Source organism: Alcanivorax sp. (assembly GCF_019431375.1).
In the GTDB taxonomy this organism is placed as follows: domain Bacteria; phylum Pseudomonadota; class Gammaproteobacteria; order Pseudomonadales; family Alcanivoracaceae; genus Alcanivorax; species Alcanivorax jadensis_A.
Window position 1 is genome coordinate 1,665,034 of sequence record NZ_CP080267.1, and the last position, 12,831, is coordinate 1,677,864.

Here is a 12,831-nt window from a genome sequence, read left to right on the forward strand (position 1 = left end):
CACCATGACACCGGAACAACGCATCCTTGCCAGCTGGCATGACAACGCAGTTCCCTGGACCCGGCTGATACAGCGCCAGGGTATTGCCAGCCGCCGCATCAGCGACCCGGCTATCGAACAAGCCATCCTTGCCCACCAGCCTGGCCGGGTGCTGGATGTGGGTTGTGGTGAAGGCTGGCTGTGCCGCCACCTTGCCAGCCAGGGGATTCACACCACTGGCATCGATGCCATCCAATCCCTGGTGGACAGCGCCCGCCGGCAACACCCGGATGGGGATTACCGCTGTCTGTCATTCGACGAACTGGAAGAGAGCCTTACCGAATCCTTCGATTTGGCCGTCTGCAACTTTTCCCTGTTTGGCGAGCAATCCGTGGAGCAGTTACTAGCGAACCTGCAGACCCGACTCACTCCCTCCGGCACCCTGCTGGTACAGACACTGCACCCACTGATGGCCTGTGAAGGGAACTATCGTAATGGCTGGCGGGAAACCCGCTGGCCGGGTTCCGGCGACGACTTCGGTGATGCTCCACCCTGGTATTTTCGCACCCTGGGAAACTGGCTTTCCCTATTCCAACGACTGGGCTACCGGGTCAGCATGGAAGAACCCCTGGACCCGCAACAAGAGATGCCTGTATCTGTCATTTTCCATGCCTTCCCCGAGCATCGATAACAGTAAAGCAACAACTGATAACAAAGTGTTGCTGGTTGGACCCTCGATCCGGCCATAGCCTGTCTGCACAATAAAAACGGGGTATCGCAGCATGATTTTTTTCTATTTTCTGGCCGTGTTTGTTTTCTTTCTGGCTGTCATGCAGTGGCTTTTCCGCAAGATTGATGCGCGCCAGGTGCTTTCTTGCGCAACTCAGAACAATAGCTCCCGTCTACAAAACAACGCGCAAACACACCACAGAATCATCAAAAAACGTTAAAACGGCGAACCAAATACAAAACCTTTATTCTAAGCAGTATCTTTACAGGAGCTGTCAGGGAGTAAACGACATGAAAACCTATCTCGCCGCCGCTGTACTGGGCAGTGCCATCCTCGTTACCGGCTGCCAGAGCCAGCAACCGGAAGAACCGATCAACCCCACCGCCCAAAAGCTGACCTACAGCGGCATGCTGCCCTGCGCTGATTGCTCCGGCATTCGCACCACCCTGACGCTGTACCGGGATCAATACGACAACCCCACCCGCTTTGAACTGCGCGAAGAATACCTGAGCGGTTCCAAAGTGGAGCTGAGCGCATCCGAGCGGGGCAGCTGGGAAGCCGAGAAACGCATGCAGGGCAACATGGAATACGACGTCTATACGATCAATCCTGACGACCCGGATGCTGATCGCCAATACATCAAGGATGCCGTCAACGCCATTGAGCAGCTGGACCAGAACGGCAACCGCATCGAATCCAACATGAACTATCGCTTGCTGCTCAAATAAGCCAGTGAGGGCGCTTCGGCGCCCTCTGCCATACCTGGCCATCACTATTGTCGCCAGGCGCCTGCCGGGCGCAAAACTTCCATCCTTGCCAGCAGATAATTACCCTACCGCCAATCACGAAAGCCTGCTGCTTGCTGATCCGCCAAGCCATTACCCCGAACAGACTGCAAATAGGAATTACTTGCATTAAGGGGCCTGTAAACCTATTATTGCGAACCGAATTCGGGCCTCCACGCTGAGAGCCGTAAATCAGTGTTTGTCGGTTCACTCCCCCTGTCACCGGCATATCACAACTGCGTGCCAGCGTGGACACACACTTTTTTTGCATTCATGACCGGGCCTTCAATGACTCGCCCGTAGCAGGAGTTTTTTCATGCCCCCAATTTCCCTGCAGCTACCCGACTGGTTTGTCAGCGGCGGCGCCACCATGTGGGTGCTCGCCTTCATGTCCGTGATTGCCCTGGCCACCCTGATCTCCAAGATTCTGCAGTTTGCCCGTGTTCGCCCGGGCAGAGCCCGTCAGGCAGACCGCCTGCTGGACGCCCTGGCCAAGGGGCAGCAGCCCGGCAAGCCTGGCAAACTGACCAGCCCCATCGACCAGGTGGTATGGCAATGCTGGCAGAACAGCAAACTGGAAGAAGCCGCCTGGCAGGAAGAAAGCCTGCGCCTGGCGCGCACCTCTTTGGATAACCTGCGCGGCGGCCTGCGTATCCTGGAAGTGATCAGCGCCGTGGCCCCGCTGCTGGGGCTTCTGGGCACCGTATTCGGCATGATCGGCGCCTTCCAGGCCCTGGAAACCGCCGGCTCCCAGGTGGATCCGTCCATTCTCTCTGGTGGTATCTGGGAAGCCCTGCTGACCACCGCTGCCGGTCTGACCGTAGCCATTCCCACCCTGGCCGCCTTCCACTGGGCGGATCGCAGCCTGGAGCTGTGCCGGGAAAAGATGCAGGACCGTCTGTCCCGTCTGAAAGTCCTGCGCAACAACCACGCGGAATCCGAACCCCTGGAAGAGGACCGCGACCCATCGGTGGCGCATGCATATTGAGCCGGAGCGTCACCGCACGCCCTTCATCAGCCTGACGCCATTGATTGATGTAGTATTTATTCTGTTGGTGTTCTTTATGCTGGCCACCCGTTTCGGGCAGTTCTACGACCTGCCGGTGAACGTGCAGCCCGCTGACAGCATCAACAAACCCGATGACAAGTGGCTGGTGGTCGAAGTGGAAGCCGACGGCGACCTGAATCTGAACGGGGTCAGCTTTACTCCTGACGCGGTAGCGGATCGACTCGACACCGCCAAGACCAAGGTGTGGGTCACTGTTCATGCCGATGCCAGCCTGCAGCAGGCCCTGGCCGCCGTGGATGCCATCAAGGCCGCCGGCGTCAAGGACGTACAACTGGAGCTGTTGCCATGATGATCATGGAAACCTCATCCCGTCGCCCACCGCTGGAACCGGTGCTGCCGCTGATCAATGTGGTGTTCCTGCTGTTGATCTTCTTCATGCTGGCCGGCCAGCTGGCCAAGAGCCCCACAGTGTCTGTGGATACCCCACTGAGCCAGAGCGCCAATGGCCCTGAAGCCCGTGACAAACTGCTGCTGGTGTTGCAGCAGGATGGCCAGTGGTTCGCCGAAGATAACGACACCGCACTCACCAACGCCACACTGCAAGAGTATCTCGGCGAACGCCCGAAAGGCGCGGAAGTCCGCCTGCTGGCAGATGCCGGTGTCACTATGACCACCCTGCGCGAACGCCTGCAAACCCTGCAGGGCCTGGGCGTGGAACAGGTGCGCCTGGTGACCCGCAACGACGGGGGTGGCCAATGACGTCCCGCACACTGTTTGCCTGGGTCGCATCTGCCCTGATTCACGCCAGCGTACTGGTCACCGTGGGCGCCCTGACCCTGGCCGGCGGACGCCCGAGCAAGCCCGGCGTCACCGAGATGGTGGTGAATCTGTCGGCACCACCGGCGGAAAAACCCGCCGCGCCGCCCGCACCGGCGAAACCGGATCCAGCCCCCAAGCCCGAGCCGAAACCCGAGCCCAAGGTGAAGCCAAAACCGAAACCGGTGGCGAAACCCAAACCGGAGCCGAAACCGGAACCGAAGCCTGAGCCTGTGGTGACCAAAAGCGAGGAAATAGAAGAACAGGACGCTCAGGAAGACGCCCAAAGTGAGCAGGCTGCCAGCCAGACGCAGCAAGTAGGGGCCAAGGGCATGGCCGGTGACCCAGGCGAAGGAGTACATCAATCCGGGGATACGGAAAACGTCCTGAACAAATACCTGGCCAAGGTGCGCAACACCATCGACTACAACAAGCAGTACCCGCACCGCGCCCGCATGCGTCGCCAGGAGGGCACGGTAAAAGTGTCGTTCTGGATCAATGCCTCCGGCCGGGCCGAAAAAGTGGCCGTGGTGGAAAGCTCAGGCAGCCGCATTCTGGATCGGGCGACCCAGGAGCTTGTCTCCCGTCTACGCTTTGATGCCCCACCCAAGGATCTGGACAGCATCCCGGTGGAGATTATCGCCCCGGTGGATTACAACCTCAGCAACAGTTGATCCCTGCCCTGCCAGTCTTTATGTTCAACCTGACCGATGTTGGCACACGGATCAGGTTGAGCAGATGGCAGGCCTCTTGCCTGCTCCACTTCTACAGCAAGGATTTCCCCCATGAGTCATCTGAGCCTCGCGTTACTGCTCAGTCTGGCCGCTGGCCTGAGTATGGCCGCTGGCGCCCTTATTGGTGTCAAAGAACACATCGCACGGGGCTGGCTGGAACAGGAAATCCGTCATACGGTTATCGCCTTCGGCGGCGGTGCCTTGCTGGCAGCGGTGGCCCTGGTGCTGGTGCCGGAAGGCGCCCGGCACCATAACCCCCTGTCCGCCACCCTGCTGTTTGTGGGCGGCGGTATTGCCTTCATGGTGGTGGATCGGGCCCTGGCCGCCCATGGTGGCGCCATGTCCCAACTGCTGGCCATGCTGCTGGACTTTGTCCCCGAAGCCATCGCCCTGGGGGCAGCACTGGCGGTAGGTGGCGGCCAGGCCTACCTGCTGGCATTCCTGATCGGCATGCAGAACCTGCCAGAAGGCTTCAACGCCTACCGGGAAATCCGCAGCAGCAAGAGCAATACCCTTTCTTCCCGCAAGATCATCCTGGCATTCGCTGCCCTGGCCCTGCTCGGCCCGGCCAGCGCCGCCCTCGGCTTTCTGGTGTTGGTGGACAGCCCGCTAGTACTGGGCGGCATCATGCTGTTTGCCAGCGGCGGGATTCTCTACCTGATCTTCCAGGACATCGCCCCGCAGGTGCCCCTGAAAAAACACTGGGCTCCGGCCCAGGGGGCAGTGGCCGGGTTTGCGTTGGGGTTGGTGGGGCATTTGCTGGTGCAGTAAAGGAAGCTACTAGCCCCGAGCTACTAGCTTCGAGTATCACACGATCCAGGAACTAGTGATCTTCTGAAGCCTAAGTCCACGTCAAAGCATGAGAGTAACGGTTGCAGCTAGTAGCTAGTAGCTCGGGGCTAGTAGCTGCTTTTATTCCCCCCAGCGTTTCACCAGCGTCTGTTCCACCCCAAGATGATCCAGCAACCGGGCGACGATGAAGTCCACCAGGTCCTGCACCGTTTCTGGCTGGTGATAGAAACCGGGCGCCGCCGGCATGATGGTGACGCCCAGACGGGACAGCTTGAGCATGTTTTCCAGATGGAGGGGAGAAAACGGGGCTTCCCGGGGAACCAGGATCAGCTTGCGGCCTTCCTTGATAGCCACATCCGCGGCCCGTTCGATCAGGTTGTCACTGGCACCGCAGGCGATGGCGGACAGGGTACCGGTAGAACACGGGCACACCACCATGGCCGCAGGAGCACCACTGCCGGAGGCCACCGGCGCAGTCCACTGTTCCAGCCCGCACACCACCAGCGTGCCACGGTCAGTCTGCACCCAGTCGCGCAGCGCCTGTTCGGCCTTACCGGTGCCGGCTGGCAGCTTCAGCTCGGTTTCCATGCCGATCACCACCCGCGCCGCCTTCGACAAAATCACGAACACTTCGCAATCCGCCTGCAGCAGGCACTGCAGCAGGCGTAATCCATAGGGCGCCCCTGAGGCACCGGTAAAAGCCAGGGTTATTCGTTTGCTCATACACCCACACCTACACCACGGGCCATCAACGCCGCGAGAATTGGCATCAATACCACCAAGTGGAGCTCGGCAACCAACACACCGCGCAGATTGCGTTGCAGCGTAGCATCAATCTCGGGAACCTGACCGGCCTTCACGGTTTTCCGCCAGCCCAACAGAACCTTGGTGGGATACAGGCTCAACAGCGCGATCAGAATAAACAGGGTCACCTTGGCATGAAACCAGGGGCTGGACAGGTAAAAATCCCAGCCTTTTTCCGTCCAGCCAGCCCGCGCAATACCGCTGATCAGCACAGCCAGCGCCGAGAGGCCATAACCGATATCCAGCCACAGAAGAGTACGGATATTGCGTTCGTTGATACCGGTTCGCCACAACAGGAGTTCCCCGTAGAGAAAACCAAACAGCATCAGAATGCTGAGGTAATGCACCGATGCCCAGAATACGGACCAGAACATGGGAACGTCTCCTTGTTGATGGATGCCGGCGAAGAAAGGCGGGGAGCCATCTCCGCCGTTCTTTGTTTTCTCGACAGACGTCAGACGTCAGACGTCAGACATCTTCCCAGCGCATCCAGCAACTTCTGATGGATGCCGCCAAAGCCGCCGTTACTCATCACTACCACACTCAGCGGCTCACCCTTGCGGGCCACCACCCGGGCAATGATGTCGTCAATGTCATTGCTCACCGATGCTGGTACCGGCGATTCGCTGACCACCGGTTCCAGAGACCAGTCCAGCCCCGGCGGCTGATACCAGACTACCTCATCCGCCGCCCCGGTGCTGGCCGCCAGCGCCTCCTTGTGGCTGCCCATGCGCATGGTGTTGGAACGGGGCTCGATTATCGCCAGAATTTTGCCGTCCCCCACCTTGCGACGCAGGCCATCCAGGGTGGTGGCAATGGCCGTGGGGTGATGGGCGAAGTCGTCGTAGACCCGCACGCCATCTATCTCGCCACGTAGTTCCATGCGCCGTTTCACGCCCTGGAATTCGCACAGAGCCGCGGCACCGTCGGCCAGGGTGACACCCACATGTCGGGCCGCCAGCAACGCAGCCATGCCGTTGTTAACGCTGTGCCGGCCGGTCTGGTCCCAATTCACCTGGGCCACTGGTTCGCCCTTTTCCAGCACGGTAAAGGCAGACCCATCCGCGCTATCCAGCCGATAGCCCAGTAGTGCCTCGTCCTCACCGAAACGCTCGATCTCGCTCCAGCAGCCTTTATCCAGGGTTTCTTCCAGAGCGGTTTCACCGTGAGGAAGAATCAGCCGCCCGGTGGAGGGCACGGTACGAATCAGATGGTGGAACTGGGTCTGGATGGCGGCCAGGTCGGCAAAGATATCCGCATGGTCGAACTCCAGATTGTTGAGAATGACGGTGCGCGGGCGGTAGTGAACAAACTTGCTGCGCTTGTCGAAAAAGGCGGTGTCATATTCGTCCGCTTCCACCACAAAGAACGGCGTTTCGCCGAGCCGGGCAGAGACACCGAAATTGCCGGGCACCCCACCAATCAGGTAACCGGGGTTGAGTCCCGCGTGTTCCAGAATCCACGCCAGCATGGAGCTGGTGGTGGTCTTGCCGTGGGTGCCGGCCACTGCCAGCACCCACCGGCCCGGCAGCACAACCTCTTCCAGCAATTGTGCTCCAGAGGTATACGGCAGGCCACGATCCAGCACCGCCTCCACCGCCGGGTTACCCCGGCTCAGGGCATTGCCGATCACCACCAGATCCGGCGCCGGCTCCAGCTGCGCCGGATCATAACCCTGGGTCAGTTCGATACCCGCCGCTTCCAGTTGGTCGCTCATGGGGGGATAGACGTTCTGGTCGCTACCGGTAACACGGTGCCCCTGAGCCTTGGCCAGCTGCGCCAGGGAGCCCATGAAGGTGCCACAGATACCGAGGATATGGATATGCATGGAAATCAACCGATCAATAGAATCCCTGCACCATAACGGCAAGGGACCGTCAGGTGAAGCTTACCGGGTTACGGTGACCACTTCCGGCACCAACATCACCACCGCAGCATACCCCGCCACCAGCAGGGTCAGGGCAATGCCCAGGCCCAGGAAAGGGCCCACATTCATGGCTCTATGGTAGACAAAGCTCTGCGCAGCCAGTTGCCAGCTCACCAGTAGCAGATACAGGCCCTCGATCCAGCCCTGGGACTGGGCCATGCCTGCATTGATTGCCAGCAATGGCAGAGTCACCAGGGTCAGCACCACATCGATACCCACCAGCGACAGAGCGGTCTGCAGCCAGCGGCTTTGCAGTCCCTTGAACCCCAACAGCACAAAGATGCCGGCCAGAATCACCGTCATCGAGGTGAGCTGGCTGCTTAGCAGCACCAGCACCGGCAGCGCCGTCTGCAAGCTGCCAACCAGCAGCTGCAGGCCACACCAGCCCAGCAACACCAGGCCCAGCAGGCTGGGCGAGTAGGGAGCGTTTTCAGGGCCGGCACGAAATATGGCCAACCGCCAGAACAATGTCATCAATGCAGTCATGGATCCTCCGGCGAGCTATTGTTCCAGAGCCGGAGGGAAATAGTAAGCAGGCGCAAGCAACAAGCCTCAAGCTGCAACGCGGAAGCCGGTGTAGCCACACGATAAACACCTCCCCCGCGAAATCCATGCATAGCATCGCGGGCACGGCCACCGAATCCAGCCCGCGCCTTGTCGCTTGCAGCTTGAGGCTTGTTGCTGCCTTTTCCCTGTCATCGTCCGACAACACCGGGTGTGTTTCATGGGCTCCTTCGCTAGAATGCACGCAAATTGAACCAAGGGGTCTCTCATGGCGCGTAAAAACGCTTTCTATGCTCAGTCCGGCGGTGTCACCGCTGTCATCAATGCTTCCGCCGCTGGCGTTATCGAAGCCGCCCGCGAAAACAAGGATGTGATCGGCAAGGTCTACGCCGGCCGTAACGGCATCATCGGCGCCCTCACCGAGGAGCTGATCGACACCAGCAAAGAAAGCAAAAGCGCCATCGAAGCGCTCAAGCACACCCCCGGCGGCGCTTTCGGCTCCTGCCGCTACAAGCTGAAAGACCTGAAGACCTCCCAGCGCGAGTACGAGCGCCTGATCGAGGTATTCAAGGCCCACAACATCGGCTACTTCTTCTATAACGGTGGCGGCGACTCCGCCGACACCTGCCTGAAAGTGTCCCAGCTGTCCGAAAAGATGGGCTACCCGATCCAGGCCATCCACGTACCCAAGACCGTGGACAACGACCTGCCCTTCACCGACGTGAGTCCGGGCTTCGGCTCCGTGGCCAAGTACACTGCGGTGAGCTGCCGTGAGGCGGCCCTGGATGTGGCCAGCATGTGCGCCACCTCCACCAAGGTGTTCGTGATGGAAGTGATGGGCCGCCACGCCGGCTGGATCGCCGCTGCCGCGGGTCTGGCCAAGGAAGACAATGACGACGCCCCGCACCTGATCCTGTTCCCGGAAATCGCCTTCGACAAGGCTGCCTTCATGAAGAAGGTAGAAGCCACAGTGATGAAAGTGGGCTACTGCGTGATCGTGGTGTCCGAGGGCGCCCGCTATGAAGACGGCACCTTCCTGGCCGACGCCGGTAACACCGATGCCTTCGGCCACAAACAACTTGGTGGCGTGGCCCCGGTGATTGCCCAGATGGTCAAGGATGAACTGGGCTACAAATACCACTGGGCGGTCAGCGACTACCTGCAACGGGCCGCCCGTCATATCGCTTCCGCCACCGACGTGGAGCAGGCTTACGCTGTGGGCCGCGCAGCCGTGGAATTCGCCGTGGCCGGCAAGAACGCGGTGATGCCCACCATCGAACGCAAGAAAACCAAGAAATACAGCTGGACCATCGGTGAAGCACCGCTGAAGAAAGTGGCCAACGTGGAAAAGAAGATGCCGCGCAAGTTCATCACCAAGGATGGCTTCGGCATCACCCCCAGCGCCCGCGAGTATCTGGCCCCGCTGATCGGCGGCGAGTCCTACCCCCCTTACAAGGATGGCCTGCCGCAATTCGCCAAGCTGAAACTGGTCCCGGTGGCCAAGAAGCTGAACGACGCCTTCGAGGTGTAAGCACACCCCGATACAAAAACGCCCCGCGATGCGGGGCGTTTTTGTTTTGCTCCAAGTTCACGCCTTCAACCCCACTACGCCCCCTGCAGGAACGTAGCGGAGCGGAGTAACGCACGAAGTGCGGCCTGAAGGGTGAGCGAAGCGAATAAATACCCTTCCAGGGGGCTTTGTAGCCCGGACTGGGATCGGGGGAACCCGCGCTAGCCCCCCATCGCCGCCATGTCCATCCACATCATTTCCCACACATGCCCGTCCGGGTCCGCCAGGTTACGGTTATACATGAACCCCAGATCCTGAATCGGGTTGATATCGGCCGTGCCACCATTGTCCGCAGCGGCCTTATTTACGGCATCCACCGCATCACGACTGTCAAAGGACAGTGCCAGCATCACTTCACTGGAAGAGGAAGGCGGAATCGGCCGGTCGGTGAAGGTCCGCCACTTGTCATGGGTCAGCAGCATCACATGGATGGCCTCACTCCACACCATGCAGGCGGCAGTCTCGTCGGTGAATTGCGGATTGTTCTCGAAGCCCAGCGCGGTATAAAACGCCATGGACGCTGTAAGATCTGCCACCGGCAGGTTTACAAAGATCATTCTGGTCATGCTGCTGTCTCCCAAGGGTTGGTTCAAAACAGCCTTGCGCGCTGTCATCACCTTATCGAACTGCCCTTGGCGCTTTCGACACAGCCATCACGTTTTTTAGTGAGACGCGTCGCCCCTACAACGAATAAACCGCTTTCCCCGGCCCCCACAAGCGGTCGATCTGTCGGCCAAACACCGCCAGTTCGCCACTGGTGTAAAACGCCTCGCCCCCGCTTTTCCCGGATTCCGCCAGCAAGCCCTCGCACGTTAACCGCCGCACCACTTCCCGGGCCACCGCCGACTCGGTGCTGACGATCTGCACCCCGGACCCTGCCACTTGGGCAATGCGCTCAGCCAGATAGTTGTAATGGGTACACCCCAGCACAATGGTATCTGCGCCCTTCTCCAGTAGCGGTGAAATATAGCTGTTCAGCAGTGCCAGGGTACTGTCGTCATCAAAACGCAACGCCTCGATCTGCCCCACCAGATCCGGGCACGGTTGCACCACGATACTCACCGTGCTGGAAAACCGTGCCGCCAGAGCACTGAAGGAATGGGTCTGCAGTGTCCGCGGGGTGGCCAGCACCCCCACCACCCCGCTACGGGTGGCCAGCACCGCCGGCTTGACCCCCGGCTCCACGCCGATAATCGGCACCGACCAGGTGGCCCGTAGCTGCGCAATCGCCGAGGTCGTCGCGGTATTACAGGCCACCACCACCGCCTTGGCTCCCTGCCCCAACAGAAAATCCGTCACCGTATTCATCCGCTCCAGAATGAAGTTATCGGACTTGTCGCCGTAGGGCGCATGGCGGGAATCGGCCACATAGAGGATATCGTCGGCGGGCAGCAATTCCCGCACTTTTGCCGCCACAGAGAGGCCGCCGATACCGGAGTCGAAGATGCCAATGGGATGGGAATGGGGCATGGCTGGATATGAGGGGTCGGGTTGATCGTTGGCGATAGTGTACTCGACCAGAGCAGAAACAGGGAAAGAGTTGGGTCAGGCACGACGCAGGATCACAAAGGACTGCCAGCACCCATGAGCCGGAAGTTGTCGTTCTTTCATAACATGAGCCTTCAGTCTGCCGCCGCAAAATGGGCCATCTGGTCCGCATGGGCCCTCACAAAGGCCGGGCGCGCAGTGGCGCGGGTCATATAGTCCCGGCAGGCGGGGTATTCCGCCAGGCCGTCAAACCGGTCCACCAGTCGCAGCACATCCGCCATCAGAATATCCGCCACGGAGAAAGCCCCGACTAACCAATCCCGGTCCGCCAGCACCGCTTCCATGTGCTGCAAGCGGGCCTGGAGAAACCCCTCCAGATGTTGCCGCCCCGGTGTATCAGCGGTGTCACCGGAAAACTTGAACAGCGACCAGGGCAGGCTTGCCGCCTCCACCGAATTGAGTGCTGCAAAGAGCCACTGGGTCACTTCACTTCTGCGTTGCGGGTCGGCTGGCATCAGCGCCTCGCTGCGCCCTGCCAGATGCAATAGGATGGCGCCGCTTTCGAAAATGATGAGGTCACCATCGGTGAGCCAGGGCACCTGCCCGAAAGGCTGGTGAGAAAAGTGCCCGGCATCCCGATTACGAAAGGGCACGCTCTCCACGCGATAAGGCAAGCCGGCTTCTTCCAGCGCCCAACGCACACGGAGATCACGCACATAGCCACGGGGCATGTCAGGGACCCAGTCAAACGTGGTTACGGTCAGATCGGTCATTGCATTTACCTCCATGGCTGAGCAGTAAAAACGGCGAACTGGAAACCTTATTCTTGCCGCAATGAGTCTTGGATTCAGTGATCGCAACGCTTCCTTTCTTGAAGGAGAAACGAAAAAGACATGGTGCGACCTGCCGGTATTTTTCAGGTCCCCAATTCATCCAATAGCATCGTGATTTCCCCGGGTAGGGTAAGCATAGGCCAGTGGCCACCATTGACGGTCTTGAAGCGCCATGAATCCTGCTTTCGCAGAGCGGCTACAAGATCCGCCTCTGGTGACGAATTCAGCCATCCCGCGTCTGAAATAAAGGTCGCACTAAGATTATCCAGAGAACCGACCATCACCGCCGGCTCGGTGACTGTTTTTCCGGGGTGGCCTTTTTGCCTTGTCAGCAACAGATTGACCCATTCGTCCGAAAGGCCGGGCTGGCTCTTGAGCTCTTCCAGGGTCGGCGCAGGCCAAAGGCCACCATTATCGTCGATAAGTTGTTTTTCATGGGTCACATCAAGTCCCGACACCTCAAGCATGGACTTTCCGGCCACGGGCAAGAAGGCTTCGATGAAAACACAGTGCGCAACGCGATGCTGAAGCCTGGCTGACACTTGACCTACAACGATACCCGAATAGCTGTGCCCCACCAGCACCACATCGTTCAGCTCATGAGACACCAAATAGTCCATCACCGCGTTAACGTGAGTGTTCAGATGTACCTTCTCTGCGCACTCACCCTTCTCCAAACCCGGGAGCGTCATTTGATGGACTGCATGCCCCAACCGGCAGAGTCTGACCGCAATCGCATCCCAAACCCACCCTCCTGCCCATGCGCCTGGCACAAGTACATAGATCACTATTCTTCCCACCTGTAGAACCTGACTGGCACCCAAAACCCGACGATTACACTGCATATCAGAGAGGTCAGG

Annotated in this window: 16 protein-coding genes; 8 read left to right on the forward strand and 8 right to left on the reverse strand. The window is 59.6% G+C overall.

What is annotated here, in order from left to right:
* The first annotated feature begins 4 nt into the window (after nt 1-4).
* The 7 genes from KZ772_RS07680 to KZ772_RS07710 all read left to right on the forward strand — a co-directional run bounded on the left by KZ772_RS07680 (nt 5) and on the right by KZ772_RS07710 (nt 4,824).
* Nucleotides 5-670: a class I SAM-dependent methyltransferase gene (locus tag KZ772_RS07680; RefSeq protein WP_290539210.1), complete on the forward strand. Its 666-nt coding sequence runs from the start codon at nt 5-7 to the stop codon at nt 668-670.
* A gap of 329 nt (nt 671-999) precedes the next feature.
* Complete coding sequence (locus KZ772_RS07685; protein WP_290539211.1) at nt 1,000-1,437, forward strand: copper resistance protein NlpE; 438 nt, start codon at nt 1,000-1,002, stop codon at nt 1,435-1,437.
* Nucleotides 1,438-1,810: 373 nt separating this feature from the next.
* Entirely contained in the window at nt 1,811-2,482 is a 672-nt protein-coding gene (locus tag KZ772_RS07690; RefSeq protein WP_290539212.1) for a MotA/TolQ/ExbB proton channel family protein, read from the forward strand.
* On the forward strand, nt 2,472-2,852 hold the full coding sequence (locus tag KZ772_RS07695) for a biopolymer transporter ExbD (protein ID WP_290539213.1): 381 nt from the start codon (nt 2,472-2,474) through the stop codon (nt 2,850-2,852). Before KZ772_RS07690 ends, KZ772_RS07695 begins: the two co-directional genes overlap by 11 nt.
* On the forward strand, nt 2,849-3,262 hold the full coding sequence (locus tag KZ772_RS07700; RefSeq protein WP_290539214.1) for a biopolymer transporter ExbD: 414 nt from the start codon (nt 2,849-2,851) through the stop codon (nt 3,260-3,262). Before KZ772_RS07695 ends, KZ772_RS07700 begins: the two co-directional genes overlap by 4 nt.
* On the forward strand, nt 3,259-3,993 hold the full coding sequence (locus tag KZ772_RS07705; RefSeq protein WP_290539215.1) for an energy transducer TonB: 735 nt from the start codon (nt 3,259-3,261) through the stop codon (nt 3,991-3,993). The genes KZ772_RS07700 and KZ772_RS07705 overlap by 4 nt, the downstream gene beginning before the upstream one ends.
* 111 nt (nt 3,994-4,104) lie before the next feature.
* Nucleotides 4,105-4,824, forward strand: coding sequence for a divalent cation transporter (locus KZ772_RS07710; protein ID WP_290539216.1), 720 nt, complete (start codon nt 4,105-4,107; stop codon nt 4,822-4,824).
* A 141-nt stretch (nt 4,825-4,965) separates the two neighbouring features.
* Here the strand turns inward: KZ772_RS07710 and KZ772_RS07715 are convergent, their stop codons facing one another.
* The 4 genes from KZ772_RS07715 to KZ772_RS07730 all read right to left on the reverse strand — a co-directional run bounded on the left by KZ772_RS07715 (nt 4,966) and on the right by KZ772_RS07730 (nt 8,062).
* On the reverse strand, nt 4,966-5,568 hold the full coding sequence (locus KZ772_RS07715; protein WP_290539217.1) for a flavin prenyltransferase UbiX: 603 nt from the start codon (nt 5,566-5,568) through the stop codon (nt 4,966-4,968).
* Complete coding sequence (locus KZ772_RS07720; protein WP_290539218.1) at nt 5,565-6,023, reverse strand: DUF2214 family protein; 459 nt, start codon at nt 6,021-6,023, stop codon at nt 5,565-5,567. The genes KZ772_RS07715 and KZ772_RS07720 overlap by 4 nt, the downstream gene beginning before the upstream one ends.
* Nucleotides 6,024-6,103: 80 nt before the next feature.
* Nucleotides 6,104-7,477, reverse strand: a complete 1,374-nt coding sequence (gene mpl / locus KZ772_RS07725) for a UDP-N-acetylmuramate:L-alanyl-gamma-D-glutamyl-meso-diaminopimelate ligase (RefSeq protein WP_290539219.1) — start codon at nt 7,475-7,477, stop codon at nt 6,104-6,106.
* 60 nt (nt 7,478-7,537) lie between these two features.
* Nucleotides 7,538-8,062: a hypothetical protein gene (locus KZ772_RS07730; RefSeq protein WP_290539220.1), complete on the reverse strand. Its 525-nt coding sequence runs from the start codon at nt 8,060-8,062 to the stop codon at nt 7,538-7,540.
* Nucleotides 8,063-8,348: 286 nt separating this feature from the next.
* On the opposite strand from KZ772_RS07730, the gene KZ772_RS07735 reads away from it, so the two are divergent.
* On the forward strand, nt 8,349-9,611 hold the full coding sequence (locus tag KZ772_RS07735; RefSeq protein WP_290539221.1) for a 6-phosphofructokinase: 1,263 nt from the start codon (nt 8,349-8,351) through the stop codon (nt 9,609-9,611).
* 200 nt (nt 9,612-9,811) lie between these two features.
* Here the strand turns inward: KZ772_RS07735 and KZ772_RS07740 are convergent, their stop codons facing one another.
* From KZ772_RS07740 to KZ772_RS07755, 4 genes are all read right to left on the reverse strand, one after another.
* Nucleotides 9,812-10,216, reverse strand: coding sequence for a VOC family protein (locus KZ772_RS07740; protein ID WP_290539222.1), 405 nt, complete (start codon nt 10,214-10,216; stop codon nt 9,812-9,814).
* Between the two features lie 115 nt (nt 10,217-10,331).
* Nucleotides 10,332-11,120 carry a glutamate racemase gene (gene murI / locus KZ772_RS07745; protein WP_290539223.1) on the reverse strand — a complete coding sequence of 263 codons (789 nt, stop codon included), beginning with the start codon at nt 11,118-11,120 and terminating at the stop codon, nt 10,332-10,334.
* Between the two features lie 152 nt (nt 11,121-11,272).
* On the reverse strand, nt 11,273-11,911 hold the full coding sequence (locus KZ772_RS07750; protein WP_290539224.1) for a glutathione S-transferase family protein: 639 nt from the start codon (nt 11,909-11,911) through the stop codon (nt 11,273-11,275).
* A 143-nt stretch (nt 11,912-12,054) separates the two neighbouring features.
* A complete protein-coding gene (locus KZ772_RS07755; RefSeq protein WP_290539225.1) occupies nt 12,055-12,816 on the reverse strand; it encodes an alpha/beta hydrolase in 762 nt (253 codons plus the stop codon).
* Between the last annotated feature and the right edge of the window lie 15 nt (nt 12,817-12,831).

What these genes read in the sequence shown, in the direction of transcription:
- KZ772_RS07680 (WP_290539210.1), top strand. Translation starts at nt 5, where the DNA reads ATGACACCGGAACAACGCATCCTTGCCAGCTGGCATGACAACGCAGTT.
- KZ772_RS07685 (WP_290539211.1), top strand. Translation starts at nt 1,000, where the DNA reads ATGAAAACCTATCTCGCCGCCGCTGTACTGGGCAGTGCCATCCTCGTT.
- KZ772_RS07690 (WP_290539212.1), top strand. Translation starts at nt 1,811, where the DNA reads ATGCCCCCAATTTCCCTGCAGCTACCCGACTGGTTTGTCAGCGGCGGC.
- KZ772_RS07695 (WP_290539213.1), top strand. Translation starts at nt 2,472, where the DNA reads ATGCATATTGAGCCGGAGCGTCACCGCACGCCCTTCATCAGCCTGACG.
- KZ772_RS07700 (WP_290539214.1), top strand. Translation starts at nt 2,849, where the DNA reads ATGATGATCATGGAAACCTCATCCCGTCGCCCACCGCTGGAACCGGTG.
- KZ772_RS07705 (WP_290539215.1), top strand. Translation starts at nt 3,259, where the DNA reads ATGACGTCCCGCACACTGTTTGCCTGGGTCGCATCTGCCCTGATTCAC.
- KZ772_RS07710 (WP_290539216.1), top strand. Translation starts at nt 4,105, where the DNA reads ATGAGTCATCTGAGCCTCGCGTTACTGCTCAGTCTGGCCGCTGGCCTG.
- KZ772_RS07715 (WP_290539217.1), bottom strand. Translation starts at nt 5,568, where the DNA reads ATGAGCAAACGAATAACCCTGGCTTTTACCGGTGCCTCAGGGGCGCCC.
- KZ772_RS07720 (WP_290539218.1), bottom strand. Translation starts at nt 6,023, where the DNA reads ATGTTCTGGTCCGTATTCTGGGCATCGGTGCATTACCTCAGCATTCTG.
- mpl (WP_290539219.1), bottom strand. Translation starts at nt 7,477, where the DNA reads ATGCATATCCATATCCTCGGTATCTGTGGCACCTTCATGGGCTCCCTG.
- KZ772_RS07730 (WP_290539220.1), bottom strand. Translation starts at nt 8,062, where the DNA reads ATGACTGCATTGATGACATTGTTCTGGCGGTTGGCCATATTTCGTGCC.
- KZ772_RS07735 (WP_290539221.1), top strand. Translation starts at nt 8,349, where the DNA reads ATGGCGCGTAAAAACGCTTTCTATGCTCAGTCCGGCGGTGTCACCGCT.
- KZ772_RS07740 (WP_290539222.1), bottom strand. Translation starts at nt 10,216, where the DNA reads ATGACCAGAATGATCTTTGTAAACCTGCCGGTGGCAGATCTTACAGCG.
- murI (WP_290539223.1), bottom strand. Translation starts at nt 11,120, where the DNA reads ATGCCCCATTCCCATCCCATTGGCATCTTCGACTCCGGTATCGGCGGC.
- KZ772_RS07750 (WP_290539224.1), bottom strand. Translation starts at nt 11,911, where the DNA reads ATGACCGATCTGACCGTAACCACGTTTGACTGGGTCCCTGACATGCCC.
- KZ772_RS07755 (WP_290539225.1), bottom strand. Translation starts at nt 12,816, where the DNA reads ATGCAGTGTAATCGTCGGGTTTTGGGTGCCAGTCAGGTTCTACAGGTG.